Raw genomic sequence first — 25,085 nt, 5'->3', positions numbered from 1 at the left:
CTCTAGCAACTAACTGGTTGGTTGTCTGATGGGGAACAGTCTGCGCCCTCGCCGGATTCCCCGTCAACCAAACGGTTGGTTACTTGCCGCGCTACCCTGTCCCCATGGGAGTCAGGGACCCCGAGGCCACCAAGGCCCGGATCTTCGAGGCGGCGGTCACCGAGTTCGCCCGCCACGGCATCGCCGGTGCCCGCATCGACCGCATCGCGGCCGAGGCGAAGGCCAACAAGCAGCTCATCTACGCCTACTTCGGCAACAAGGCGGAGCTGTTCGCGATCGTCCTCGAGCGGAAGATGCTGGACCTCGCCGAGTCCGTCCCCGTCGACCCGGACGACATCGAGAGCTGGGTCGACCGGCTGATGGACTACCACGCCGCCCATCCCGAACTGCTGCGCCTGCTCTTCTGGGAGGGCCTGGAGTACGGCACCGACGAACTGCCCCACGAGGGCGAACGCCAGGAGCACTACGTCCGCAAGATCGCCCTGCTCCGGGACGGCCAGGAGCGCGGAGTCGTCACCGACGCCATCCCGGCCGGCGACCTGCTGTTCCTGCTGACCGCGCTGGCCAACTGGACGGCCGTCGTCCCGCAGATGCGGCGCATCCTGGTCGGCGAACAGGACGGGGACCGCGCCCGGCTGCGCGCGTCCGTGAAGGAGGCGGCCCGCCGCCTGGTCGCCCGCTGACGGGCCTTCGCCGGCCGGCCGTCAGTTGGTCCCGATCCGCGACAGCAGGTCGACGATCCGGTCCTGCACCTCTTCACTGGTGGACCGCTCCGCCAGGAAGAGCACCGTCTCGCCGGAGGCCAGTCGCGGCAGGTCCGCCTGGTCGACGGCGGCCGTGTAGACGACGAGCGGGGTGCGGTTGAGCTGCCCGTTCGCCCGCAGCCAGTCGACGATCCCGGCGGAACCGGCCTGCCGCCGGTGCACCCGCATCAGGTCCATCACCACCAGGTTCGGCCGGAACTGCCCCGCCAGCGCCACCGCGTCGGCGTCGCTCGCGGCCCGCGCGACCTGCATCCCGCGCCGCTCCAGCGTCCCGGTCAGCGCCAGCGCGATCTCCGCGTGCTCCTCGATCAGCAGCACGCGCGGGGGGTGCTGATCGCTGTCGCGCGGCGCGAGCGCCTTCAGCAGGACGGCGGGGTCGGCGCCGTACGCGGCGTCGCGCGAGGCCTGTCCCAGCCCGGCCGTGACGAGCACCGGCACCTCGGCGGCCACCGCCGCCTGCCGCAGCGACTGCAGGGCCGTGCGGGTGATCGGCCCGGTCAGCGGGTCCACGAACAGCGCGGCGGGGAACGCCGCGATCTGCGCGTCGACCTCCTCGCGCGAGTTCACGATCACCGGCCGGTAGCCGCGGTCGCTCAGCGCCTGCTGCGTGGTGACGTCCGGCGCGGGCCACACCAGCAGCCGGCGCGGGTTGTCCAGCGGCTCCGGCGGCAGCTCGTCGTCCATCGGCTGCGGACGCGGCGGATCCGCCACCTCGACGGCCCCGCCCGGACCGTCCAGCGGCTCGGGCCCCTCGGCGGCGTCCGCGTCGGGCGCCCCTATGGCGTACGACCGTCCGGTGCCCTCGGTCGCCGGCGCGAGCCGGGACTGCGCCGGCGCGTGGGCGGGCACGGGCTCGGCCGACGGGTGCGGGCGCGCGTTCTGCTCGGTGCCCGCGTCCGCGTCGGGGCGCGTGCCGAGCTTGCGGCGGCGCCCGGAGCCGCCCGGCTGGTGCGGGGGAGGCGTGGCCGACGGCAGCGGCTGCTGCACCTGGGCGGCCTGCCGGTTGAACGGCACGCCCTGCCCCAGCGTCCGCACGCTGATCGCCCGCCCCTGCGTGGAGTCCGGGTCGACCGGCGCCGCGGCCTCCGCGGGCAACGGCTGGGCGGCCCGCTGAACCGGCGCGCCCTCGGGCGGCAACGGGGTGCCGGCGGAGGGGGTCGGCTGCGACGGGCTCACGGCCGCCGGGACCGCCGTGCCGGCACCGGAGGCGTCACCGGCGACGGGCCACTGCTGCGTGGCGGGGGCACCCTCGGCCGCGGCGCCGGGCGCGGGCGCGGCTTCCGCGGGAAGCGGCTGCGCGAGGGGAAGCGGCTGCGCGGCCTCTCCCCGGGCGGCCACGGGAGCCCCGTGCGCCGGGGGCGTGGCGGCTCGCGGCGGAATGACGGCGCCCTGTGCCGGTACGGGAGCCCCTTGCGGGGGAACGACCGCGGGAGTGCCGTGTGCCGGGACGGGGGCCGCTCCTTGCGGGGGAACGGCCGCGCCCTGCGCGGGTACGGGAGCGCCCTGCGGCGGGACCGCCGCACCCTGCGCGGGTACGGGAGTGCTGTGTGCCGGGGGCGTGGCGGCTTGCGGCGGGATGGCAGCGCCGTGTGCCGGGACGGGGGCCACCCCTTGCGGGGGAACGGTTGCCGGAGCGCCCTGCGGAGGAGCGGCCGCCCCCTGCGCGGGTACGGGGGCGCCCGGAACCGCAGCCCCCTGCGCCGGGACGGGAGCGCCGTGTGCCGGGACGGAGGCCACCCCTTGCGGGGAAACGGCCGCGCCCTGGGCGGGTACGGGAGCGACCTGGGGTGCAGGGGAAGTGCCCTGCGGCGAGACCGCAACACCCTGCGCGGGCACGGAAGCACCCTGCGGGGGAACAGGCGCACCCTGTGCGGGCACGGAAGCACCCTGCGGGGGAACAGGCGCACCTTGTGCGGGCACGGGAGCCCCCTGCGGCGGAACCGGAGTGCCCTGCGGCGCGGCAGGCGCCCCCTGGGCCGGTGCCGTCCCCCACTGCGCCGGAGCCGCCGGAGCCTGGGCGACCGCCGCCTGCGCGGCCGGAGCGGGAGCCTCGGCGGGTGTGCCGGCGGGCTCCGCCTGCTGGGCGGCGGCCCGGCGCCGACGGCCCGTCGGCGCGGTGGTGGGATGCGGCTGCGGCGGGGTGTGGTCGTCGGCCTGGTCGTGCGGAACGGCGTCATGGCGGCCGTCGTCGACCCCGGCCGTCCCGGTCTGCCCGATCGCCTCGGCCTGTGCCGTCCGACCGGCCTGCTGCTCCTGGTCCGCCTCGGCCGGTGGCAGCGCGAACACCGTACGGGGCGCGGCCTCCTGCGCCGCCGCCCGCTCGGTGGCGGCGGCCAGCGCCCGCCGACGCCGCCCCGTCGGCTGCGACTCCCCCGAAGCCTGAGCCGGAACGTGCACCGCTGTCCCGGCCGGGGGCGCGTCGGCCGTCCCGTCACCGCCGGACGGCGCGGGCAGCGCCGGCGGCAGCGCGTGCTGTTCGCCGGATTCGTGCCGGGCGCGCTGCCCGGAAGGCGTCGGCACCCCCTGCGGCGGTACGGTCCCGCCCAGCCCCGTGTTCGACGCGGCGGCCCCCGCCGCGTGCTCGGCGGCGGTGACGACGGCCCCCTCGGACACCCCGGGCACCCCGGCCGCCCCGACGACGTCGACCTCGGCACCCACCACGGTCGGCGCGTCCTCGGCCGGCCGGCCGCGCCGGCGCCCGGTGCCGCCGGACGCCGGCTGCGCCGGAAGCTGTGTCGGCGCGGGCTCGTCGTCGGCTGCGGCGGTCGCCGCCCGGCGCCTGCGCCGGCCGGTGGGCGTGGACTCCGTGTCGGAGCCGTCGTCCGCGCCCGGCAGCTCGCTCTCCAGGAAGGCGTCCGTGGACGCCCGCCGCGCCCGGCGCCGCCCGCCACCGGAGGCCGGCTCGGCAGGAGCGGTCTCCTCGGCCGGCACCGCCGTCCCGGCGGCCGCCACGGACCCCGCCCCGTCCCCGATCGGCACCTCGAGGACGAACGCGCTGCCGCTCATCCCGGGCACCTCGTGCGTCTGCAGCACACCGCCGTGCGCCCGGACGATCCCGCGCACGATCGGCTCGTGCACCGGGTCGCCGCCGCCGTACGGTCCGCGCACCTCGATGCGTACGACCTCGCCGCGCTGCGCCGCCGCGACCACGACCGTGTTGTCCAGGTAGCCGCCCGCCGCCACGGGCGTGTTGCCGGTCGCGTCGACACCCGCGACGTCCGCGACGAGATGCGCGAGGGCGGTCGCGAGCAGCCGCGGGTCGACCTCGGCCTCGATGGGCGGCGCGTGCACGGCGAACTGCACCCGTCCGGGGCCGATGAGCTCCACGGCACCGTCGACTCCGGCGGCGACGACGGCGTCGAGCATCGCCCTGGTACGGGTGACCTGCTCGCTGCCGGCGTCGAGCCGCTGGTAGCCGAGGACGTTGTCGATGAGGGTGGTGATCCGGGCGTAGCCGGCCGACAGGTGGTGGAGCACCTGGTTGGCCTCGGGCCACAGCTGCCCGGCGTCGTCGGCGGCCAGCGCGGACAGCTCCCGGCGCAGTTCGTCCAGCGGTCCCCGCAGGGACCGTCCGAGCAGGGTGAGCAGCTGGTCGTGCCGCGCGGCGAGGGCCTCGTAGCGGTCCTTCTCCCGCTCGCCGAGCGCGGCGTACCGCTCCTCGTTCGCGGCGAGTTCCTCCGCGTGCTGCTCGCGCAGCTCCTCCAGCTCGGTGACGTGGCCCTGGCGCAGGGCGGTGAGTTCGGAGCCGTGTTCCTCGGCGAGCCGCTCCAGCTCCTCGGCGTGCTCCCGCTCGGCCTTCTCCTTCTCCTCGACGAGCGCGTCGTAGGGACGGCGGTCGAGGAACGTCATGACGGCGCCGACGAGCTGGTCGCCGTCGCGCACCGGCGCGGTCGTCAGGTCGACCGGCAGCTTGTCGCCGTTCTTGGCGTACAGCACCTGACCGCGCACCCGGTGCTTGCGCCCGGAGCGCAGGGTGTCGGCGAGCGGGGACTCGTCGTACGGGAAGGGGGCGCCGTCGGCGCGCGAGTGGAGGACCAGCGTGTGCAGTTCGCGCCCGCCGAGTTCGCCGGCCCGGTAGCCCAGTATCTGGGCGGCGGCCGGGTTGACGAGGACGATCCGCCCGTCGGTGTCGGTCCCGACGACGCCCTCGGAGGCGGCGCGCAGGATCATCTCGGTCTGCCGCTGCGAACGCGCGAGCTCGGCCTCGGTGTCGACGGTGCCGGAGAGGTCGCGGACGACGAGCATCAGCAGCTCGTCGCCGGTGTAGCCGGAATTGTCGTACGCCTGCTGGCCGTTCTCCAGATTCGCACTGGTGACCTCGACCGGGAACTCGGTCCCGTCGGTCCGCCGGGCGACCATCCGCGTCGGCTTGGTGCGCGCCCGGGGGTCGATGTGGTCGGGCCGCCGCATGGAGCCGGGGATGAGCCTGGAGTCGAACTGCGGCAGCAGGTCCAGCAGCCCCCGCCCCACCAGCGCCGTGCCCGGGGTCTCGAAGGCCTCCAGGGCGATGGCGTTGGCGTTGACGACCGTGCCGTTGGCGTTGACCAGCACCAGGGCGTCCGGAAGCGCGTCGAGTATGGCTGCGAGGCGAGCAGTGCCCCGGGATGGCCTGCTGCTCACGAGACGCTTCCTCCCTGTTACCGCGACGTGCCGACCGCTCGGGCCATCTTGCCAACCTGCCCGCAGCGTGTCACGCGAGGGAGTCTAAGGGCTGGGATTGCGCTCGCGACGCCGGATGGGACGGACATCGCATCAGGACGTGACGGCGGGGTGACGCCCGGTGCGCCCGGAACCCGTGACTGCCTGCGCCGACGCGCCACGAACCTTCGCGGGACCTTTACGCCCCCTGTGCCCCGACTCGCCACCGCGCGCCCTCGGCCGCTCCCGGTCGCCCTCACGCGCGCCCCGCGGCGCCCGCTTCGGGCAGCAGCGGCACCAGCCGGTCCCAGCGGGCGATCTCGCATCCGTTCGTACGGTCGTAGGTCGCGTCGACCGGACGGCCGGCCCAGGTGCCGGTGACGCGGGCGGTGGCGGGTCCGCCGTACTGCAGGGTGCAGACGGCGTCCCGCGGCGCCGGGGCGAAGGCGTCGCTCCCCCACCGCGTGTTCCGCTCGGCGGCCGCGCAGGCCCCGGCGGGGTCGGGATGGCTGCCGCCGCTGGGCCGGCACCGCACCTCGTACGTCCCGTCCGCCCCGCCGCCCGCGTCGCGCACGGTGACGGTGAGGCGGTCCCCGCGCGCGGGCGCGTCCTGCGCGGACGCCGCCGGGGGCGCGGTGGACAGCGGGGCGAGGACCGCGACGGAGGCGGCGGCGCCGACGGCGAGCCGCCGCAGCCGGGGACGAGCGGCGCCGGGAACCCGGGGGATGACCTTCAGCATGACCTGACCAACGCGCCACCGCGCGAGACGTTGCGCCGCGGCGGCGCGACGGCCGGAAGTGCTTTGCCCTGCGGGCTCTCCGCCTAGTACCGTGGGTGGCGATTGGTGACACCCCACGCGGGTGTGTCATCATCGGCACGCACCGAATCCGCTCGCGCTCACGCGCGGAAGGTTCTGTGCATGGAGGCGTCGCCTAGTCCGGTCTATGGCGCCGCACTGCTAATGCGGTTTGGGTCTTAAAGCCCATCGAGGGTTCAAATCCCTCCGCCTCCGCACCGATCACGAAGCCCCGGCCATTGCGGTCGGGGCTTCGTCGTTGTCGCCCGTCGATTCCGTGTTCGCGCAGGTCACAAGGGGTGGGCCAAACGGATTTCACATGAGGGCGGCAGTCATGTAATGTTCTTCCTGTCGCCGCGAGCGGGCCGAAAGGACCGGGGAGCGGCGAGAAAACTGAAGAGACAGGCACTCGTAGCTTAACGGATAGAGCATCTGACTACGGATCAGAAGGTTGCAGGTTCGAATCCTGCCGAGTGCACACAGAGCAGAGGCCCCGGAGAGATCCGGGGCCTCTGGCGTTTCCGGCGGTCAGTGGCAACCGGTGGCGGTCGAAGAGCCGGCCCCGCGGCCGTCGTCCGGCTCAGGCCGCGGACGGCGGGATGTTCTGGTTGGCGCGGAAGAAGTTGTCCGGGTCGTAGGCGCGTTTGACCGCGGTCAGCCGGTCGTAGTGGTCGCGGTAGGTGGAGCGGACGCGCTCGGGGCCCTCCGACTCGCCGATGAAGTTGACGTACGAGCCTCCCATGGAGTGCGGGTGCAGGTCGGTCCAGTAGTCGACGCACCACTGCCGGACCAGGTCGGCGTTGGCCGGGTCGGGGTCGATTCCCGCGATGACGCCGGACCACACCGCGTCCCGGTACGCCCAGGCCGTTTCGCCGGGGGCGACCCGGTGGGCCGCTCCGTCCACGGGGTACAGGTGCATCGTCGACAGGCCGGTGGGGAGGGCCCGGCCGTACCTCTCGTGCACCGCGACGGCGTCGTCGGGGACGCTGTCGAAGAAGTCGCCGCGCCAGTACCACTGGAGCCCCTTGGGGACCAGCTCGTCGAACATGGTCTGCAGGGCGGGGTAGGGCATCGGTGTGGCGAAGTGGAAGGCGGGCGGGGCCGGGTCGTTGACCACGGACAGCACGTCCTCCAGGCGGCCGTCCGCCAGGTCGCCGGTGCAGCACCAGATCACGGCGCACATCTTCTGGCCGTGGAGCGGTTCCGGGAAGGGCGGCCCGGGCGGGACCGTCATGACCGCGAAGAACCCGTTGAGGTCCTCCGGCGCGGCGGGCAGGAACTCCCGGTACCAGCGCAGCACCTCGGCCGTGCGCTCGATCGGCCACACGGTCGCCGCGACCCCGACCGTGTCCACCGGGTGCAGCCGGTAGGTGAACGACGTGACCACGCCGAAGTTGCCGCCGCCGCCCCGCAGCGCCCACAGCAGGTCCGGGTGCTCCTTCTCGGAGGCGGTGACGACGCTGCCGTCGGCCAGGACGACGTCCGCGGCGATCAGGCTGTCGACCGTCAGCCCGTAGGCGCGGGTCAGGTGGCCGTGCCCGCCGCCCAGCGTGAGACCGCCGACCCCCGTGGTCGAGTTGATCCCGCTCGGCACGCCGAGGCCGAAGGCGTGGGTCTCGTGGTCCAGGTCTCCCAGTTGGCTGCCCCCGCCCACCTGCGCGGTCTCGGTCTCCGGGTCGACACGCACCCAGCGCATCGGGGACAGGTCGAGGGTGAGCGCGTCATCGACCAGGCACAGCCCCGGCCCGCTGTGCCCGCCACTGCGCACCGCGAGGTCGATCCCCCTCTCCTGGGCGAAGGCGATGGTGGCCCGGACGTCCGCCGTGCCCGTGCACCGTGCGATGACGGCCGGACGCCGGTCGATCATGGCGTTGTAGATGCTGCGGGCCTCGTCGTAATCCGCGTCCTGCGGTGTGACGACCCGTCCTCGCAGGGCCGCGCGGAAGTTGTCGAGAGCAGTCGCGTCCATGCCGCTCATGAGCGGACACCCCTTGGGAGAGATTGCGGAAACGGATGGCCGCGGCGGACGGAACCGGCGGATCGGCCGACGTTCGTCCGGGGCCGGGGATCGAATCCCCACTTTCTCCAGTGTGATGTACGTCACAGCTCTGTGCGATGTGGGGAAGTCAGTCCGGGGGGCCGTGGTTTCCGCGGCGCAGGAGCGTGGTGCGGAGGTAGTGGGTCAGGGCGGTGGCCGCCGCCGTGAGGAAGACGAAGGTGTAGAGGATCTGCAGGATGGTGACCAGGCGGGCCGTCTGGCCGCGCGGGGTGATGTCGCCGTAGCCGACGGTGGCGAGGGTGATCAGCGTGAAGTACAGGGCGTCGAGGCGGGTGTCGAGGCCGACGAGTTCGCCGGGGCGCTGGGCCAGGGCCAGGTAGGTGGTCGCGAAGACCAGGATGGACAGGCTCGTCAGCAGGGGGATGACCAGCCCCGGACGTGTGTTCGGGATCCCGAGCAGGACGTGGACCACCTGCCTCAGCAGGAGGACGGCCACGAGCACCAGGGCGAGGATGAAGAGGGTCCAGCTCAGGGCCGGCCGGCGCGGGCCCAGGTCGTCCACGGGGAGGAGGAAGTAGGCGGCGACCATCGCCACCACACCCGCCACCCCGGCCAGCCCTGGCCAGAAGGTCCTCCAGGTCGCGAACGCGCGTTCTAGGCCTGGTACTCGCGACGTGGTGCGCACAGGGCCCAGATGATGAAGCCGTCGATGACGATGAGGGCGATCGACCAGACCGGTGCATGGGGCAGCCACACGAAGTTGGCGACCATGCTGAGTCCGGCCAGCGTGATGCCCACCGCGCGGGCCCAGGTGGCCCCGGTGAACAGGGCGAGACCGGCGGCGGTCACCAGGGCGCCGAGGATCAGGTGGATCCAGCCCCAGCCGGTCAGGCTGAACTCGTAGGTGAAGTTCTGGGTGGCGACGAAGACGTCGTCCTCGGCGATGGCGGCGATGCCCTGGAAGATCGCCATGATGCCGCCGAAGGTCATCAGGACCGCCGCTGCCGCCGTCCAGCTCGTCGCCCAAGGGCTCCCGGCCTCCCACCCGGCCCGGTGGTGACGCGTGCCGCTGACATTGCTCGCCATGTGTCCGACCTTTCGGTTGTCCCCGAGCACTGCCTTCCACCAGGCTCGCACCCCGGTCCGCACTCGGCACCTCGGCGGGTGCGCCGTCCCCGTCGGGGAGCACGGAGGTCCCCTCCGGGGTGCGGCCGGCGAAGAATGCGGTGGTGCGGGCGGAGGGGACGCGTGGATCTCGCCGGCGCGGGGCCGTTGTCAGTGGCGCCCCCTAGTGTCGTCGAAGATGGCACAGGCATGGAGGTGCTCGGGGCTGCGGTGGTCGGCGGACGGTCCCGTGCTGGCGTGGGAGGGCGGCCGGCGCTCCGTGCTGACCCGGGGGAAACGGGTGGCCTTCGGGGTCGGGGAAGGGGGAGTGCGGACATGTGTGGGGGCGCGGGGACACACGTGTCCGCTCGGGGCGGCCGTTCCGGGGCGGAGCACGGGGGCGCGCTGCGAGGAGTGCGCCCGGCTGGACCGGGCACACTCGGTGGCCGCCGACACCCTCGCGGACGATTCGCGGCCCTACCGCGTCTACCTGGCGTGGTTCGGGCCCGGGATGACCAAGGTCGGGATCACCGCCGTGCGGCGCGGGCCGGCCCGGCTGCTGGAGCAGGGGGCGGTCTGCTTCAGCTGGCTGGGAACCGGGCCGCTGATGGCGGCCCGGCGCACCGAGGAGCTGCTGCGCGCCGCGCTCCGCGTGCCCGACCGCATCCCCTACGCCGGCAAGCGGGCGGCGCGGGCGGCCCTCCCGGACGGGGAAGGGGACCGGGCGGCCGAGATCGCCGGGTTGCACGCGCGGGCGGTCGCCCTGGCGGGGTGGCCGGAATCGCTCGCCCCCGAGCCGTTCCGCCCGGTCGATCACGTCGGGGTGTTCGGGCTGTCGGGGGTGCCGGCCGCCGTGGGGGAGGTGAGCGAACTGGTCGCCGGGGGCGCGGTGAGCGGGGAGCTGGTGGCCGCCGCCGGTCCCGATCTGCATCTGGCGACGGGGAAGGGGGTCGTGGTGCTGGACACCCGGCTGCTGACCGGATGGGAACTGCTCCCGGTCCGGGGACGGGAGTCCACGCTGCCGGTGAGGGGGATCAAGGACCGGGCGACGGCGCAGGACGGGCTGTTCTGACCCGGGGACCGGCACCTCCCGGCCCGGGGACCGGCACCTCCCGGCCCGGGGGCGCGGTCGCGGGCGGTCGTGGGCGGCATGACCGCTCACCCCGCCATCCGTACCGAGGCCGACGGCGTACGGCGCTTCGGGGAGGGGCTCGGGCCGCCCCGGCTGAGAGCCGCCTGTGAGTTTCTCAGGTAAAACACAGGTTGCCGAAAGGGTGCTCTCAGAGGCCCCGGACATCGTGTGCGGTATGACCACGATCTCGCCCCAGGGGCGCACCGAACTGCTGAGGCCGGACGGGAGCCCCGTCCGCGTGCTTGTGGTGGACGACGAGCAGTCGATCACCGAACTGCTGTCCATGGCCCTGCGGTACGAAGGCTGGCAGATCCGCAGCGCGGGGGACGGCCAGGGGGCCCTCCGGACCGCACGCGAGTTCCGGCCCGACGCCGTCGTCCTGGACATGATGCTCCCGGACATGGACGGGCTGGCCATCCTCGGCCGGCTGCGCCGCGAGCTGCCGGACGTGCCCGTGCTGTTCCTCACCGCCAAGGACGCCGTCGAGGACCGTATCGCCGGACTGACCGCCGGCGGGGACGACTACGTCACCAAGCCGTTCAGCCTGGAGGAGGTCGTCGCCCGGCTGCGCGGGCTGATCCGCCGCTCCGGCGCGGCCGACCGCCGCTCCGAGTCGATGCTGGTCGTCGGCGACCTCACCCTCGACGAGGACAGCCACGAGGTCACCCGCGGCGGCGACAACATCCACCTCACCGCCACCGAGTTCGAGCTGCTGCGCTTCCTCATGCGCAATCCGCGGCGCGTGCTCAGCAAGGCCCAGATCCTCGACCGGGTCTGGTCGTACGACTTCGGCGGGCAGGCGAACGTCGTCGAGCTGTACATCTCGTACCTGCGCAGGAAGATCGACGCGGGCCGGGAGCCGATGATCCACACCCGGCGCGGCGCCGGCTACATGATCAAGCCCGCGGTCTCGTGAGCGGACGACGGCGGCCGCGTCCGCAGCGGCGGGCACGCACCCCGCGCACCCTGCGGACGCGGCTCGTCGTCGCGTCCGTGGTGCTGATCGCGGTGGTGTGCGCGGTGATCGGTACGGTGACCACGCTGGCGCTGCGGTCCCATCTGTACGAGCAGCTCGACGGGCAGCTGAGCGAGGTCGCCAAGCGCGCGGCGGGCGGCCCGGACAAGGGCGAGCCGCCTCCCCAGCTCCTGGGGGCCGAGGACCCCCTCGACTTCGTCACCAAGGGCCCGCAGGGCATCGGCACCATCGGCGTCACCGTCGAGGACGGCCGGGTGACCGACGGGATCGTCAGCAAGCCCAAGAAGGAGAACGGCTTCACGACGTCCGAGGCGACCCAGCTCTCCGCGGCCCAGCTCGCGGCCGTCGCCACCGTCCCGCGCGACCTGCACCAGCACACCGTGGACATCCCGGGCCTGGGCGAGTACCGGGTGCAGTACGAGAGCGGCCGGAACGGCGCGTTCTACGTCGCGCTGCCGACCGAGGACACCAACGACACGATCAACACCCTCATCCTGGTCGAGATCAGCGTCACCGGCGCCGGACTGGTCGCCGCCGGGATCGCCGGGTACGTCCTGGTCGGCGTCGCCACCCGCCCCCTCCGCAAGGTCGCCGCCACCGCCACCCGGGTCTCCGAACTGCCCCTGCACACCGGTGAGGTGAATCTCGAGGAGCGGGTCCCCGAGTCCGAGTGCGATCCGCACAGCGAGGTCGGCCGGGTCGGCGCCGCGCTGAACCGGATGCTCGACCACATCCACGGAGCGCTGCACGCCCGGCAGGAGAGCGAGACCCGGGTGCGGCAGTTCGTCGCGGACGCCAGCCACGAGCTGCGCACGCCGCTGGCCTCCATCCGGGGCTACGCCGAACTCACCCGGCGCGGCCGGGAACAGGTCGGCCCCGACACCCGGCACGCGCTCGGACGGATCGAGTCCGAGGCGAGCCGGATGACCCTGCTCGTCGAGGACCTGCTGCTGCTCGCCCGGCTGGACGCCGGCCGGCCCCTGCAGTTCGAGGAGACCGACCTCGTCCCGCTCGTCGTGGACACCGTCAGCGACGCCCGCGCCGCGGGCCAGGACCACGTCTGGCGGCTCGAACTGCCCGACGAGCCCGCGCCGGTGTGCGCCGACGCCGCCCGGCTCCAGCAGGTCCTCGTCAACCTGCTGGGCAACGCCCGCAACCACACCCCGCCGGGCACCACCGTCACCGCCCGGGTGCGCCGCAACGGCCCCTGGCTCTGCGTGGACGTGGTCGACAACGGGCCGGGCATCCCGCCCGGGCTGCTCCCGCGCGTCTTCGAACGGTTCGCGCGCGGCGACTCGGCGCGCACCCGTGTCACCGGTTCGACCGGTCTGGGCCTGGCCATCGTGCAGGCCGTGGCGACCGCGCACGGCGGTGCCGTGACCGTCGACAGCGTGCCCGGACACACCGCGTTCACGCTCCATCTCCCCGCTGTGGAACCGAAGTTGGCGTCCGATCCGTACTCACAGGCACAGCACAGCCTCGCCACATGGGCACGACAGGGCGTCTGAGCAGAGTCGGTGGCATGCGAACCGATTCTTCTCCCGGCACCCTGCCGGCGCGGGAGCACCTCCCGGCCGCCGGAGCGGGCACGCCGGTCCTGGACGTAGTGATCCCCGTCTACAACGAGGAGAAGGACCTCAAGCCGTGCGTCCGCAGACTGCACGAGCACCTGACCCGCACCTTCCCCTACGCCTTCCGCATCACGATCGCCGACAACGCCTCCACGGACAGCACCCCGCACGTGGCCGGCCGGCTGGCGGAACGGTTCCCGGAGGTGCGGTCCGTGCGCCTGGAGCAGAAGGGACGCGGCCGGGCGCTGCGGACCGTCTGGTCCGCCTCGGACGCCCCCGTCCTCGCCTACATGGACGTGGACCTGTCCACCGACCTCAACGCGCTGCTGCCGCTGGTCGCCCCGCTGATCTCCGGCCACTCCGACCTCGCCATCGGCTCCCGGCTGAGCCGCAGTTCACGCGTGGTGCGGGGAGCCAAGCGGGAGTTCATCAGCCGCTCGTACAACCTGATCCTGCGCGGTTCGCTGCAGGCCCGCTTCTCCGACGCGCAGTGCGGGTTCAAGGCGATCCGCCGTGACGTGGCCCAGGTGCTGCTGCCCCTGGTGGAGGACAGCGGCTGGTTCTTCGACACCGAGCTGCTGGTCCTCTCCGAGCGCGCGGGGCTGCGGATCCACGAGGTGCCGGTCGACTGGGTCGACGACCCCGACTCCACCGTGCACATCGTGAAGACGGCGACCGACGACCTCAAGGGCGTCTGGCGGGTCGGCAGGGCGCTGGCCACCGGCTCGCTGCCGCTGGACCGGCTCGCCCGGCCCTTCGGCGACGACCCGCGCGACCGGGACATCGAGGACGTACCGCAGGGGCTGGCCCGCCAGCTGGTCGGCTTCTGCGTGGTCGGCGTCCTGTCCACCCTCTTCTACCTGCTGCTCTACAGCGGCTTCCGGACCTTCACCGGCTCCCAGACCGCCAACGGCCTGGCCCTGCTGGTCTCGGCGGTCGCCAACACCGCCGCCAACCGGCGGCTCACCTTCGGCGTGCGGGGGCGCGGCGGGGCCGTACGGCACCAGGCGCAGGGCCTGGTCGTCTTCGGCATCGGTCTCGCCCTGACCAGCGGTTCGCTCGCCGCGCTGAACGCCGCCAGCAGCGACCCCGCCCACTCCACCGAGCTGGCGGTGCTCGTCGCGGCCAACCTCGCGGCGACCGTGCTGCGGTTCCTGCTCTTCCGCGCGTGGGTGTTCCCGGACCGCGGCCGGTCCCCCGGGACCGCCGCCCCCTCCGTCGTCCCCGACTGGCAGCACGCCCCCGCAGCCCCCGCCTGGCAGGACGCGACCCTGCCGCTCCAGCCGGTCCGCTCGCCGCTCCCCACCCGTCCGTCCCGGCCTTCCGACCACGAACCGAGGGACTTCCGATGACCACGCAGTACGACCAGACGAGTCCCCCGGCGGACCCCGCCACCTGGGGACCGCCGTCCCCGGTGGCCGACGGCCCCGCCGCCCCCGGGACGGGCGAACCCCGCGGGCCCCTCGCCCGCAGAGCATGGCGCGGCCGGCCCGAGGACCCCCGCTGGGTGCGCCCCGCCCTCCTCGGCCTGCTGCTGGCGACCGGGCTGCTCTACCTGTACAACCTGAGCGCCTCCGGATACGCCAACTCCTTCTACTCGGCGGCCGTCCAGGCGGGCAGCGAGTCCTGGAAGGCGTTCTTCTTCGGCTCGCTGGACGCGGCGAACGCCATCACCGTGGACAAGCCCCCGGCCTCACTGTGGCCGATGGAGCTGTCGGTCAGGATCTTCGGCCTGAACTCCTGGGCGATCCTGGTGCCCGAGGTGCTCATGGGTGTCGGCACGGTCGCCGTCGTGTACGCGGCCGTGCGCCGCCGCTTCAGCCCGGCGGCCGGTCTGATCGCGGGCGCGGTCCTCGCGCTCACCCCGGTCGCGGCGCTGATGTTCCGGTTCAACAACCCGGACGCGATGCTGGCGCTGCTGATGTCCCTCGCCTGCTACCTCGTCGTCCGCGCCCTGGAGGACGGCCGTACGAAGTGGCTGGTGTGGGCCGGGGCCGCGATCGGCTTCGCCTTCCTCGCCAAGACCCTCCAGGCCTTCCTGATCCTCCCGGCCCTCGCGCTGGTCTACGGCGTCTGCGCGCCGGTGCGGCTGAGGAAGCGGCTGGGGCAACTGGCCCTGGCGACCCTCGCGCTGGTCGTCTCCGGCGGCTGGTGGGTCGCGGTCGTCGAGCTGTGGCCGGCGTCGTCGCGCCCGTACGTCGGCGGCTCGCAGAACAACAGCTTCCTGGAGCTGACCTTCGGCTACAACGGTCTCGGCCGGCTCAGCGGCGAGGAGACCGGCAGCGTCGGCGGCGGTGGCGGTATGGGCGGCGGCGGACAGTGGGGCGAGACCGGCTGGGACCGGATGTTCAACTCCGAGATCGGCGGCCAGATCTCCTGGCTGCTGCCCGCCGCGCTGATCCTGCTCGTCGCCGGCCTGGTCCTCACCCGGAGGGCCGCGCGGACCGACCTGGCCCGCGCCTCGTTCCTGGTGTGGGGCGGCTCGCTGCTGATGACCATGGTGGTCTTCAGCTACATGGCCGGCATCTTCCACCAGTACTACACGGTGGCCCTCGCGCCGTACCTCGCGGCCGTGACCGGCATGGGCGCGGCGGCCCTGTGGGAGAAGCGGCGGGCGCCGTGGGCGTCGCTCGGCCTCGCGGCCGCCGTCACGGCCACGGCCGCCTGGGGGTACGTGCTGCTCAACCGCACGTCCGACTACCTGCCGTGGCTGAAGTGGCTGGTCCTGGTCGGCGGGCTGGTCGCCGCCCTCGGGCTGCTCTTCGCGGGCCGGGTGGGGCGCCGGGTGGCGCTCGCGGCGGCGGGGCTGGGCCTGGTGACCGCGCTGGCCGGTCCGACGGCGTACACGCTGAGCACCGTGCAGGAGGGGCACACCGGTTCGATCGTCACCGCCGGGCCGGCGGGGGCGAGCATGGGCGGCGGTCCCGGCGGGGGCGGCGGCTTCCCCGGCGGGGGCGGGCCCGGCGGGCAGAGCCGGCAGGGCGGCCAGGGCCAGACCCCGCCCGGCGCGGGCGGCAACGGCACCGGCGGCTTCCCCGGCGGCGGCCCCATGGGCCAGAACGGCCAGGGTGGCCAGAACGGCCAGGGCGGCCAGAACGGCCAGGGCGGCCAGAACGGCCAGGGCGCCCCGCAGAACGGCACCGGCAACAGTGCCGAGGGCGGCATGGGTGGCGGCGGCATGGGCGGCCTGCTCGGCGGCGCGGACGTCGATTCCGAGGCGAAGGAACTGCTGGAGGCCGACGCCGGCGACTACACCTGGGTCGCCGCGGCCATCGGCGCCCAGAACGCCGCCAGCTACCAGCTCTCCACCGGTGAACCCGTGATGGCGATCGGCGGCTTCAACGGCACCGACCCGTCCCCGACGCTCGCCCAGTTCAAGAAGTACGTGGCGGACGGAGAGATCCACTACTTCGTCGCCGGCGGCGGCATGGGTGGCGGAATGGGCGGAGACTCCGGAAGCTCCTCGCAGATCTCCACCTGGGTGCAGGAGAACTTCAAGGAGGTGACGGCCGGCTCGGCCACCTTCTACGACCTCACGCAGAAGACGACCGACGGCTGACGGTCCCCCGATGAGGGACGAGGGCGGTGACATCCCATGTCACCGCCCTCACCTGCTCACTCCCCCTCGGCCAGCCGTGCCGGGAAACCGCCGGTCGCCACCGGGCCCCAGCGCTCCGGAGTGATCCGGATGATCGACTTGCCCTGCTTGACCATGGCGGCGCGGTATTCGTCCCAGTCCGGGTGCTCGCCGGCGATGTTCCGGTAGTACTCCACCAGCGGCTCCACGGACTCGGGCGAGTCCACCACCTCGGCGGTGCCGTCGATCTGGACCCACGGCCCGTTCCAGTCGTCGCTGAGGACGATCAGGCTCACCCGGGTGTCCCGCTTGGCGTTGCGGGTCTTGGCGCGCTCGGGGTACGTGGAGACCACGATCCGGCCCGAGTCGTCGACCCCGCAGGTCAGCGGCGATCCCTGGGGACCGCCGTCGGCCCGCCGGGTCAGCAGGATCGCCCGGTGCCGGGGCCGTACGAAGTCCAGCAGCTCGTCGAGGGAGACGCGGGTGTTCGTCGCGATGTTGGGTGCCATGGCGCCAGCCTAGGCGGCCAGGGCTTCCGGGAGGTTGTCGTACACGGGGACGTCGCGGCGCAGGCCCGTCAGCTCCAGCACGCGGCTCGCCACGCTGTCCGGGCGGGCCACCACGTGCACGCGGGTGCCGGGGCGCAGCAGCCGGCGCACCTCGTTGATGAGGCGGACGCCCTGGGAGTCCATGAACAGGGTCGCGGTGAAATCGAGGACCAGGACCCGGGGCCGCGGGCCGTCGCCGGGACGTGTCCTGGAGACGATGACGTCGAGGAGGTCCCCGGCGTTGGAGAAGTCGATCTCCGGCGGGAACCGGAGCAGCTCGTGCTCGGAGGGGTTCGGCAGGAAGGTCACGGTGCTCACCTGGCAGACATGCGTCGTCCGGGATTCCGGTGAGGCCACTTCCTGACCCGCCCGTCCATTGCACCACGCCGGAGGGCACCGGCGGAAGCGGGCCGGGGAGGTGATCGGCCCGGGCGCCGATACCGCAGGTCCGGACGTCACCCCGACGCAACCGAACAGATAGAGTTCTGTGCGTCCTGTGCTCGCAGTCGGGAATGTGCTGCGGAGCTCTCCTGCGCACGGCCGTGAGGCCGTGCATGCCGAAGAGGTTCGTGGTGGCTACGTCCGAGTTTTCTGATTTGCCCCGTTTCCCGGCCGGGTTGGAGCTGGCGGATGCACTCACGGCGGCAGCGCAGCGACTGCATGAGACGTCCACCCCGGACAGCACCCTGGACACCGCCGTCCGCCTCGCCGTCGACCTCGTGCCCGGTGCCGACCACGCGGGCATCTCCGTCATCGAGCGGGACAACCGGCGCTCCACGCTCGCCTGGACCGACGACGTCGTGCGCGCCGCCGAGGAGGGCGGCGCCGCCGGGGCGGGGCACCAGCCGTACTGGCACCGTCTGTGGGCCGCCCCGGTGGCCGGGGTCGAGGACAGCGAGAACGGCGAGGGCGACGACACGCTGTCCCGACTCGGCCTGCGCTCCGTGCTGTCGCTGCGGCTGCGGGCCGACCGCCGCCGGCTGACCGTGCTGACCGCCTACGCCCGCAAGCCGCGCGCCTTCGACGAGACCGCACTGCGGGTGGGCCGGCTGTTCACCGCGCACGTCGGCATCGCCCTCGACTCCGCCACCGTGCGCGAGCAGCTCACCGAGGCCATGCGCACCCGGGACCTGATCGGCCAGGCCACCGGCATCCTCATGGAGCGCCTGGACATCGACGCGGCCGGCGCCTTCGACAGCCTGGTCCGGGCCTCGCAGCGGGAGAACGTCAAACTGCGCGACCTCGCCCGCCGCATCGTCGACCCGCACAGCACCCCCTGACGGGGCCTCACACGGCCGGGAGCGACTCCCCCTGGACGGCCTGGACGTCCAGCTCCACCCGGAGGGTCGTGCCGATGGCCGCGATGCCGGCCTGGACGACCTGGTTGTAGTTCATCGCGAAGTCCTCGCGCCGCAGTTCGGCCGTGGCGCGGAAGGCCGCCCGGGTGCCGCCCCAGGGGTCCGCCCCGGTGCCGAGGTAGGCCAGGTCGAGGTCGACGGGCCGGACGACCCCCCGCATGGCCAGCTCGCCGTGGACCGTCCAGCGGTCGGAACCCGCCTCGGTCAGACCGGTGGACCGGTAGGTGATCTCGGGGTACCGCTCGACGTCCAGGAAGTCCGCGGACCGCAGATGGGCGTCGCGCGTCCCGTTGCCGGTGTCGATGGACGCCGCCCGGATCACCGCCTCCACGCGGGACTTGGCGACGTCGTCCGGCGCGACCTCCACCAGGGCCGCGAACTCGGTGAACCGGCCCCGCACGCTGGAGATGCCCAGGTGCCGGGCGACGGCCGCCACGCTCGAATGCGCCGGGTCCACGGTCCACGGCCCCGGCGGCGGCAGCTCGGTGCCGCCCTGCCGGGCCAGCGTCACCGTCCCGACCTCGGCCCGACCGCTCGCGGTGACGATCGCGCTCGCGGCGGCGGGCGCGTACCCGACCGCGGTGACGACGACGGTGTACGCCCCCGGCGCCAGCGCGGTGGCGTCCCGGACGGCGCCCTCGGCGTCCGCCCCGGCGCGCAGCACCTGCGTACCGGTCCCGTCGGTCACCGTGACGACCGCGTGCGACACGGCCCATCCGTCCCGGGTGCGGATCCTCGCGGTCAGTGGCATCCCGTTCTTCTCCCTGCGAACACGTACGAAATGGTCGGATGAGGCCGGCCCGCGGCGGGGACGCGTCTCCGCCACGGAACGCGTCCGCCCGCCACGGGCCGGGGTTTGGCTACTCGCCCGGGTGGGCGAGCTCGATGTCGTGGTCGTCGACACCGGCGCCGGAGACGGTCAGCGCCGTGGCCACCGGCGGGTAGCCCGTGGCGATGACGGTGTACTCGCCGCCGTCCAGATCGGCGAAGGCGTACGCCCCGTCCGGACCGGTCGTCGCCGTGCCGGCCACGTTGCCGGCCGCGTCGACCAGGGTGACCCGGGCGTCGGCCAGCGGCCCGTGCGGGGCGCGGACCACACCCCGCACCCGGGCACCGGTCTCCAGGTCGACCTCGACCCGGGTGACCCCGGTGCCGCCGACCTCGACGGGCAGCGCGCGCGGCCGGTACCCGGCGGCGTTCACCGCCACCGTCACCGCGCCCGGCACCAGTTCGGTGAACGAGAACTCGCCCTGCTCACCGGTGCTCCCGGTGGCCAGCAGATCCCCGCGCACATCGGTGACGATCACCATCGCGTCCGGCACCGGCAGTCCGCTGCCCGCCGCGCGGACCAGCCCGTTCAGGCCGCTGGTGCCGCTGAGCAGGATGTCGTAGGCGACCGGCTCGCCGTCCACCACGACCGTGGACGCCTGCGGCTGGTGGCCGTCGGCGGCGGCGATCAGGACGTACGACCCCGCGCCCGGCGCGTTCAGGGCGTAGGAGCCGTCGGCCCGGGCGACCGACCGGCCCAGCTGCCGGCCTCCCAGCGAGATCAGCGTGACGGCGGCCTGCGGGACCGGGACGGACTCGGCCCCGCGGACGAAGCCGCGGACCGCGATGCCGCCGGGCTCGGGCGTCCCCGGCTCACCGGAGCCGGTCGCCGTGGCGACGGCGGCGAGCCGCTGCGCGGCCACCGGACCGGCACCGGGGTCGGTGGCCGAGGCGTCCGAGGCGTTCGGGACGGCCGAGGCGTTCGGGGTGACCGAGGCGTTCGGGGTGACCGAGGCGTTCGGGGTGACCGGGACGGCCGGCGCGGCCGCCGTCGGCGCGGTCCCGGCCGGGGCCTCGGCGGCCTGGGCCAGCGCGCCCGAGGTCCGCAGCGGGACCTCCTTGATGAACAGCGTCACCACGAAGGCGAGCAGGGCGACCGGCGCGACGTACAGGAAGATGTCGGCGATGCCGTGCCCGTAGGCGCTCTCGAGCCAGGTGCGGATGTGTTCGGGCAGCAGGTCCATGTCGGGGATGGCGCCGCTGCCGGAGGCCTTGGCGGCCGCCGCCTGCTCCTGCGGGCTCAGCGAGCCGATGGTGTCCGAGGCGTAGCCGCTGATCCGGGTCGACATGACCGAGCCGAGCACGGAGACGCCCACCGCGCCGCCGAGGGACCGGAAGAAGGTCACGACGGAGGAGGCCGCGCCCAGGTCGCCGGGGGCCACCTGGTTCTGCGTGCAGAGCACCAGGTTCTGCATCATCATGCCGACGCCGAGGCCCATCAGCGCCATGTAGAGGGCGAGGTGCCAGTACGGGGTGTCGTAGCGCATGGTGCCGAGGAGGCCGAGGCCCGCCGTCAGCAGCACGCCGCCGGCCAGCAGCCAGCCCTTCCACCTGCCGGTCCTGGTGATGATCTGGCCGGAGACCGTGGACGACACGAACAGGCCGCCGATCATCGGGATGGTCATGACGCCCGACATGGTCGGGGACTTGTCCCGGGCCAGCTGGAAGTACTGGCTGAAGTAGACGGTGCCCGCGAACATCGCGATGCCGACGAACAGCGAGGCCAGCGAGGCCAGGGTGATGGTGCGGTTGCGGAACAGCCGCAGCGGGATGATCGGCTCGGCGGCCTTCGTCTCGACGAAGAGGAAGATCAGCGTCAGCACGATCGCGCCGCCGACCATGACGCCCGTCTGCCAGGACATCCAGTCGTACTTGTCGTCGGCGAAGGTGACCCAGACGAGCAGCAGGCAGACGGCCGCGGTGACGAAGAAGGCGCCGGCCCAGTCGACCTTGACCTTCCGCTTGACCACGGGCAGGTGCAGCGTCTTCTGCAGCACGATCAGCGCGACGAGCGCGAAGGGCACGCCGACGTAGAGGCACCAGCGCCAGCCGAGCCAACTGGTGTCGGTGATCACGCCGCCGAGCAGCGGGCCGCCGACGGTCGCGACGGCGAAGGTCGCGCCCAGGTAGCCGGAGTAGCGCCCGCGCTCACGCGGGGAGATCATCGCGGCCATGATGATCTGCGCCAGGGCGGACAGACCGCCGGCGCCCAGGCCCTGGATGGCGCGGGCGGTGATCAGCATCGCCGGGTTCTGCGCCAGGCCCGCGACGACGGAGCCGATGACGTAGACGATCAGGCCTATCTGGACCAGGGCCTTCTTGCTGACCAGGTCCGCGAGCTTGCCCCACAGGGGGGTGGAGGCGGTCATCGCCAGCAGCGAGGCGGTGACGACCCAGGTGTAGGCGCTCTGGCCGCCGCCGAGATCGCCCACGATCTCGGGCAGGGCGTTGGTGACGATGGTCGAGGACAGGATGGCGGCGAACATGCCGAGCAGCAGCCCGGAGAGCGCCTCCATGATCTGCCGGTGCGTCATCGGAGCGTCTGCGGAGGAGCCTCCCCCGTGCTTGGCATGAGCCCGCACACCGGCTGGTGTGGTCGTTGCCATGGACTTCCTTCTCTTATGCGCTTGCGGGTGTACGGGTGGTGGGTTCGGGAGCGGGAGACGCCGGGCGGGGCGCCGTCCGGCAGTCGCCGAAGCTGGCCCTGAGCCGGGTCATCAGCTGGGTGAGCCGGCCGATCTCGTCGTCGGACCAGTCGTCCAGGCGCTCCGCGAGGAGCTGGGTGGTCCGCCGGAACAGCTCGTCGAGCTGCGTCCGGCCGGCGGGGGTGAGGTGGAGGATGCGGGACCGCTTGTCGGCGGGGTCGGGGGAGCGTTCGAGCCAGCCGCGCTCGGCCAGGTGGGCGACGTGCCGGCTGGTGACCGACATGTCCACGGACAGCAGCTCGGCGAGCCTGCCCATGCGCATGTCGCCGTGGCGGCCGAGCAGCGTCAGCACGGCGGCGGAGCCGCTGGGACAGTCGGCCGGCATGATCCGGTTCATCTCCCGCTTGACGGCGCCGAAGGCGCTGAACTGTCGCACCAGTTCCTCGTACTGCGCCTGCCCGGCCATGACACCTCCCGCTTTGATTGCTTAGGGCAACGATAAGAATCGATGGTTGCTGCAGGCAAGCAAAAACGGGGTTTCCGGCCAAAAAACTTGGCAAAGGCAAGTAATCGCGAAAGTAAACCCGCAGCTCGGGGCCCGTCCGCCCGTCCGGCGTCGCCCGCCCGGCCCTGGCGACGCCCCCGCTTGGGCACCCCGCCGGGCATTCGCTAGGGTCTCGGGGCATGGCTAACACCCAGGGCCCGCAGGGCAACCACGACCCCGCCGGCAGCACCCAGATGTTCCGCGCGTTCGTCGACGAGGAACCCCAGGGCCGACAGGCCGCCGCGACCGGCGGCGGGCCGCGGATCGGTCTGATCGTCGGCGTCGTCGTCGCCGTGGCGGTCGTCGCCGCGGTGGCCTGGCTCGCGCTGAAGTAGCCGGGAACGCGGCGGCCGCCGTTGCGCCCGTACGAGGCGCCCCGGCGGCCACGGAACCGATGTCACGCGCGGAGCGTCCTTTGGACGCTCCGCCCCCTGCGGTGCCTCAGTCCGAGATGAGGCCCTCCCGCAGCTGGGCGAGCGTCCGGGTGAGCAGCCGCGAGACGTGCATCTGGGAGATGCCGACCTCCTCGCCGATCTGCGACTGGGTCATGTTGGCGAAGAAGCGCAGCATGATGATCCGCCGCTCCCGGGGCGGCAGCTTGGCCAGCAGCGGCTTCAGCGACTCCCGGTACTCCACGCCCTCCAGCGCCGTGTCCTCGTAGCCGAGGCGGTCCGCGAGCGAGCCCTCGCCGCCGTCGTCCTCGGGGGCGGGGGAGTCCAGCGAGGACGCCGTGTACGCGTTGCCGACCGCGAGGCCGTCGACGACGTCCTCCTCCGACACGCCCAGCACGGCGGCGAGTTCGGTGACCGTCGGGGAGCGGTCCAGCTTCTGGGAGAGCTCGTCGCCGGCCTTCGTCAGCGCCAGGCGCAGCTCCTGCAGCCGGCGCGGCACCCGCACCGACCACGACGTGTCGCGGAAGAACCGCTTGATCTCGCCGACCACCGTCGGCATCGCGAACGTCGGGAACTCCACGCCCCGTTCGCAGTCGAAGCGGTCGATCGCCTTGATCAGCCCGATGGTGCCGACCTGGACGATGTCCTCCATCGGCTCGTTGCGCGAGCGGAACCGCGCCGCCGCGTACCGCACCAGCGGCAGGTTGAGCTCGATCAGGGTGTCCCGGACGTAGGCGCGTTCCGGGCTGTCCTCGTCCAGCGCGGCGAGCCGCAGGAACAGGGAGCGGGACAGGGTGCGGGTGTCGAGTGCCGCCGTGTCCGGGAGCTCCGGAGCGGGCGTGGCCGGGAGGGCCGGGCCCTCGTCGATGGGGCCGAGTGCGTCGAGAGCATGGGGAGCTGTCTCGCTCTCCGCGAGCGTGAGCACCTTCGAGCTGCCCTGTTCTGCGGACATGCCACCCCCTTTGGGTCGCGGGACGGTCGCGGCGGACGCTCCCCGATCGAGGAACGCAGCCATCACCTGGAATACCGGCGCCGGGGCTCCGGCAAACGCGCTTCCCGCAGAATGTCACATGTCGGCAACGCGCTGTAGTGACATGTCGACATCTGAGATGTGAATCAGCCCTGGAAACAAGGGGTCTGACGGGCTTTCGGACCAGAAACGCACAGAACGGCACCGCTGGGCGATTCGCTCTTTCCGGTTACGCCTCGATCTTGTTTGCGGACCGCAGCCGCTGGAAGCTGCGCGCCAGCAGCCGGGACACGTGCATCTGCGAGACGCCGAGTTCCGCGCTGATCTGCGACTGGGTGAGATTGCTGTAGTAACGCAGCAGCAGGATGCGCTGCTCCCGCTCGGGCAGCTGGACGAGCAGGTGCCGGACGAGGTCGCGGTGCTCGACGCCGTCCAGGGCGGGATCCTCGTACCCCAGCCGGTCCAGCAGTCCGGGCATCCCGTCGCCCTCCTGCGCGGCCTCCAGCGAGGTGGCGTGGTACGACCGCCCGGCCTCGATGCAGGACAGCACCTCCTCCTCGGTGATGCGCAGCCGCTGGGCGATCTCGGCGGTCGACGGGGAGCGCCCGTGGGCGGTCGTCAGGTCCTCGGTCGCGCTGTTGACCTGCACCCACAGCTCGTGCAGCCGGCGCGGTACGTGGACGGTGCGGACGTTGTCCCGGAAGTACCGCTTGATCTCGCCGACCACCGTCGGCATCGCGAACGTCGGGAACTGCACGCCCCGGTCCGGGTCGAAGCGGTCGATGGCGTTGATCAGCCCGATGGTGCCGACCTGGACGACGTCCTCCATCGGCTCGTTGCGGGAGCGGAAGCGGGCGGCGGCGTAGCGCACCAGGGGCAGGTTGGCCTCGATGAGCGCGGCGCGCACGCGGGTGTGCTCCGGCGTGCCCGGCTGCAGCTCCTTGAGCTGGCCGAAGAGCAGCTGGGTCAGGGCCCGGGTGTCGGCGCCGCGCCGCTTGGCGGGGCTCGGCGGCGGTTCGGCGGGCGTGGAGGGGCCGGGGGCGGAGGGGTCGGGGGAGGAGCGGGCGGAGGCCGGGGCCTGGACCGCGTCGGGGGACACCTCGTCCTGGGGCGGCGCAGTACTGGCCGACACGGTCAACGCCACCTCTTCATCGCTCACATCGTCCGCCGACTCATCCCTCAAAAGCGGTCATAGCATCACAAGACTGACTCACTGTGTGCAAGCACCGCATATTCCGTGTTG

20 protein-coding genes and 2 tRNA genes are annotated in these 25,085 nt (G+C 73.2%); 10 read left to right on the top strand and 12 right to left on the bottom strand.

Annotated features, from left to right (window positions below; all coding sequences use genetic code 11):
- Window positions 1–104 precede the first annotated feature (104 nt).
- Window positions 105–683 carry a TetR family transcriptional regulator gene (locus ACFY3N_RS07260; RefSeq protein ID WP_390815637.1) on the top strand — a complete coding sequence of 193 codons (579 nt, stop codon included), beginning with the start codon at window positions 105–107 and terminating at the stop codon, window positions 681–683.
- A 21-nt stretch (window positions 684–704) separates the two neighbouring features.
- Here ACFY3N_RS07260 and ACFY3N_RS07255 read toward each other — a convergent pair whose 3' ends face one another.
- Window positions 705–5,384 (bottom strand): PAS domain-containing protein, encoded by a 4,680-nt coding sequence (locus ACFY3N_RS07255; RefSeq protein ID WP_390815636.1) that lies wholly within the window; start codon window positions 5,382–5,384, stop codon window positions 705–707.
- A gap of 274 nt (window positions 5,385–5,658) precedes the next feature.
- Entirely contained in the window at window positions 5,659–6,141 is a 483-nt protein-coding gene (locus ACFY3N_RS07250; protein ID WP_390815635.1) for an SSI family serine proteinase inhibitor, read from the bottom strand.
- A gap of 182 nt (window positions 6,142–6,323) precedes the next feature.
- Here ACFY3N_RS07250 and ACFY3N_RS07245 point away from each other — a divergent pair.
- Window positions 6,324–6,414: transfer RNA gene (locus ACFY3N_RS07245), tRNA-Ser, on the top strand.
- A gap of 189 nt (window positions 6,415–6,603) precedes the next feature.
- Window positions 6,604–6,676: transfer RNA gene (locus ACFY3N_RS07240), tRNA-Arg, on the top strand.
- Window positions 6,677–6,778: 102 nt separating this feature from the next.
- Here ACFY3N_RS07240 and ACFY3N_RS07235 read toward each other — a convergent pair.
- The 3 genes from ACFY3N_RS07235 to ACFY3N_RS07225 form a co-directional block, all read right to left on the bottom strand.
- The gene (locus ACFY3N_RS07235; protein ID WP_390816052.1) at window positions 6,779–8,167 is read right to left on the bottom strand and encodes an FAD-binding oxidoreductase; all 1,389 of its coding nucleotides are present in this window, start codon (window positions 8,165–8,167) and stop codon (window positions 6,779–6,781) included.
- A 157-nt stretch (window positions 8,168–8,324) separates the two neighbouring features.
- The gene (locus ACFY3N_RS07230; RefSeq protein ID WP_390816051.1) at window positions 8,325–8,786 is read right to left on the bottom strand and encodes a potassium channel family protein; all 462 of its coding nucleotides are present in this window, start codon (window positions 8,784–8,786) and stop codon (window positions 8,325–8,327) included.
- A gap of 65 nt (window positions 8,787–8,851) precedes the next feature.
- Complete coding sequence (locus ACFY3N_RS07225) at window positions 8,852–9,283, bottom strand: hypothetical protein (protein ID WP_390815634.1); 432 nt, start codon at window positions 9,281–9,283, stop codon at window positions 8,852–8,854.
- A 217-nt stretch (window positions 9,284–9,500) separates the two neighbouring features.
- Between ACFY3N_RS07225 and ACFY3N_RS07220 the strand changes: the two genes are divergently transcribed.
- From ACFY3N_RS07220 to ACFY3N_RS07200, 5 genes are all read left to right on the top strand, one after another.
- A complete protein-coding gene (locus ACFY3N_RS07220; protein WP_390815633.1) occupies window positions 9,501–10,373 on the top strand; it encodes a DUF2797 domain-containing protein in 873 nt (290 codons plus the stop codon).
- A gap of 235 nt (window positions 10,374–10,608) precedes the next feature.
- Window positions 10,609–11,349, top strand: a complete 741-nt coding sequence (locus ACFY3N_RS07215; protein ID WP_201263030.1) for a response regulator transcription factor — start codon at window positions 10,609–10,611, stop codon at window positions 11,347–11,349.
- Entirely contained in the window at window positions 11,346–12,917 is a 1,572-nt protein-coding gene (locus ACFY3N_RS07210; protein WP_390815632.1) for a sensor histidine kinase, read from the top strand. The genes ACFY3N_RS07215 and ACFY3N_RS07210 overlap by 4 nt, the downstream gene beginning before the upstream one ends.
- A 14-nt stretch (window positions 12,918–12,931) precedes the next feature.
- Complete coding sequence (locus ACFY3N_RS07205; RefSeq protein WP_390815631.1) at window positions 12,932–14,332, top strand: glycosyltransferase; 1,401 nt, start codon at window positions 12,932–12,934, stop codon at window positions 14,330–14,332.
- Window positions 14,329–16,539 (top strand): ArnT family glycosyltransferase, encoded by a 2,211-nt coding sequence (locus ACFY3N_RS07200; protein WP_390815630.1) that lies wholly within the window; start codon window positions 14,329–14,331, stop codon window positions 16,537–16,539. Before ACFY3N_RS07205 ends, ACFY3N_RS07200 begins: the two co-directional genes overlap by 4 nt.
- A gap of 56 nt (window positions 16,540–16,595) precedes the next feature.
- On the opposite strand, the gene ACFY3N_RS07195 is transcribed toward ACFY3N_RS07200, so the two are convergent.
- Together ACFY3N_RS07195 and ACFY3N_RS07190 are read right to left on the bottom strand one after the other, a co-directional pair.
- Window positions 16,596–17,066, bottom strand: a complete 471-nt coding sequence (locus tag ACFY3N_RS07195) for a PPOX class F420-dependent oxidoreductase (protein ID WP_390815629.1) — start codon at window positions 17,064–17,066, stop codon at window positions 16,596–16,598.
- A 9-nt stretch (window positions 17,067–17,075) separates the two neighbouring features.
- Window positions 17,076–17,423, bottom strand: a complete 348-nt coding sequence (locus ACFY3N_RS07190; protein ID WP_390815628.1) for an STAS domain-containing protein — start codon at window positions 17,421–17,423, stop codon at window positions 17,076–17,078.
- A gap of 236 nt (window positions 17,424–17,659) precedes the next feature.
- Here ACFY3N_RS07190 and ACFY3N_RS07185 point away from each other — a divergent pair, with 236 nt between their 5' ends.
- Window positions 17,660–18,385 carry an ANTAR domain-containing protein gene (locus ACFY3N_RS07185; protein WP_390815627.1) on the top strand — a complete coding sequence of 242 codons (726 nt, stop codon included), beginning with the start codon at window positions 17,660–17,662 and terminating at the stop codon, window positions 18,383–18,385.
- Between the two features lie 7 nt (window positions 18,386–18,392).
- On the opposite strand, the gene ACFY3N_RS07180 is transcribed toward ACFY3N_RS07185, so the two are convergent.
- From ACFY3N_RS07180 to ACFY3N_RS07170, 3 genes are all read right to left on the bottom strand, one after another.
- The gene (locus ACFY3N_RS07180; protein ID WP_390815626.1) at window positions 18,393–19,214 is read right to left on the bottom strand and encodes a YceI family protein; all 822 of its coding nucleotides are present in this window, start codon (window positions 19,212–19,214) and stop codon (window positions 18,393–18,395) included.
- A 109-nt stretch (window positions 19,215–19,323) separates the two neighbouring features.
- A complete protein-coding gene (locus ACFY3N_RS07175) occupies window positions 19,324–21,897 on the bottom strand; it encodes an MFS transporter (protein ID WP_390815625.1) in 2,574 nt (857 codons plus the stop codon).
- A 13-nt stretch (window positions 21,898–21,910) separates the two neighbouring features.
- Window positions 21,911–22,402 (bottom strand): MarR family winged helix-turn-helix transcriptional regulator, encoded by a 492-nt coding sequence (locus ACFY3N_RS07170; protein ID WP_390815624.1) that lies wholly within the window; start codon window positions 22,400–22,402, stop codon window positions 21,911–21,913.
- A 218-nt stretch (window positions 22,403–22,620) separates the two neighbouring features.
- Between ACFY3N_RS07170 and ACFY3N_RS07165 the strand changes: the two genes are divergently transcribed.
- Entirely contained in the window at window positions 22,621–22,815 is a 195-nt protein-coding gene (locus ACFY3N_RS07165; RefSeq protein ID WP_361746773.1) for a hypothetical protein, read from the top strand.
- A gap of 106 nt (window positions 22,816–22,921) precedes the next feature.
- Here ACFY3N_RS07165 and ACFY3N_RS07160 read toward each other — a convergent pair whose 3' ends face one another.
- Both ACFY3N_RS07160 and ACFY3N_RS07155 read right to left on the bottom strand, forming a co-directional pair.
- The gene (locus ACFY3N_RS07160; protein WP_390815623.1) at window positions 22,922–23,824 is read right to left on the bottom strand and encodes an RNA polymerase sigma factor SigF; all 903 of its coding nucleotides are present in this window, start codon (window positions 23,822–23,824) and stop codon (window positions 22,922–22,924) included.
- A 247-nt stretch (window positions 23,825–24,071) separates the two neighbouring features.
- Window positions 24,072–24,980, bottom strand: coding sequence for a SigB/SigF/SigG family RNA polymerase sigma factor (locus ACFY3N_RS07155; RefSeq protein ID WP_390816050.1), 909 nt, complete (start codon window positions 24,978–24,980; stop codon window positions 24,072–24,074).
- Window positions 24,981–25,085: the final 105 nt, after the last annotated feature.

The organism is Streptomyces sp. NPDC000348 (assembly GCF_042898795.1).
In the GTDB taxonomy this organism is placed as follows: Bacteria; Actinomycetota; Actinomycetes; order Streptomycetales; family Streptomycetaceae; genus Streptomyces.
The sequence above is the reverse complement of the archived record's forward strand: the minus strand, read 5'-3'. Positions and strand labels throughout refer to the sequence as shown.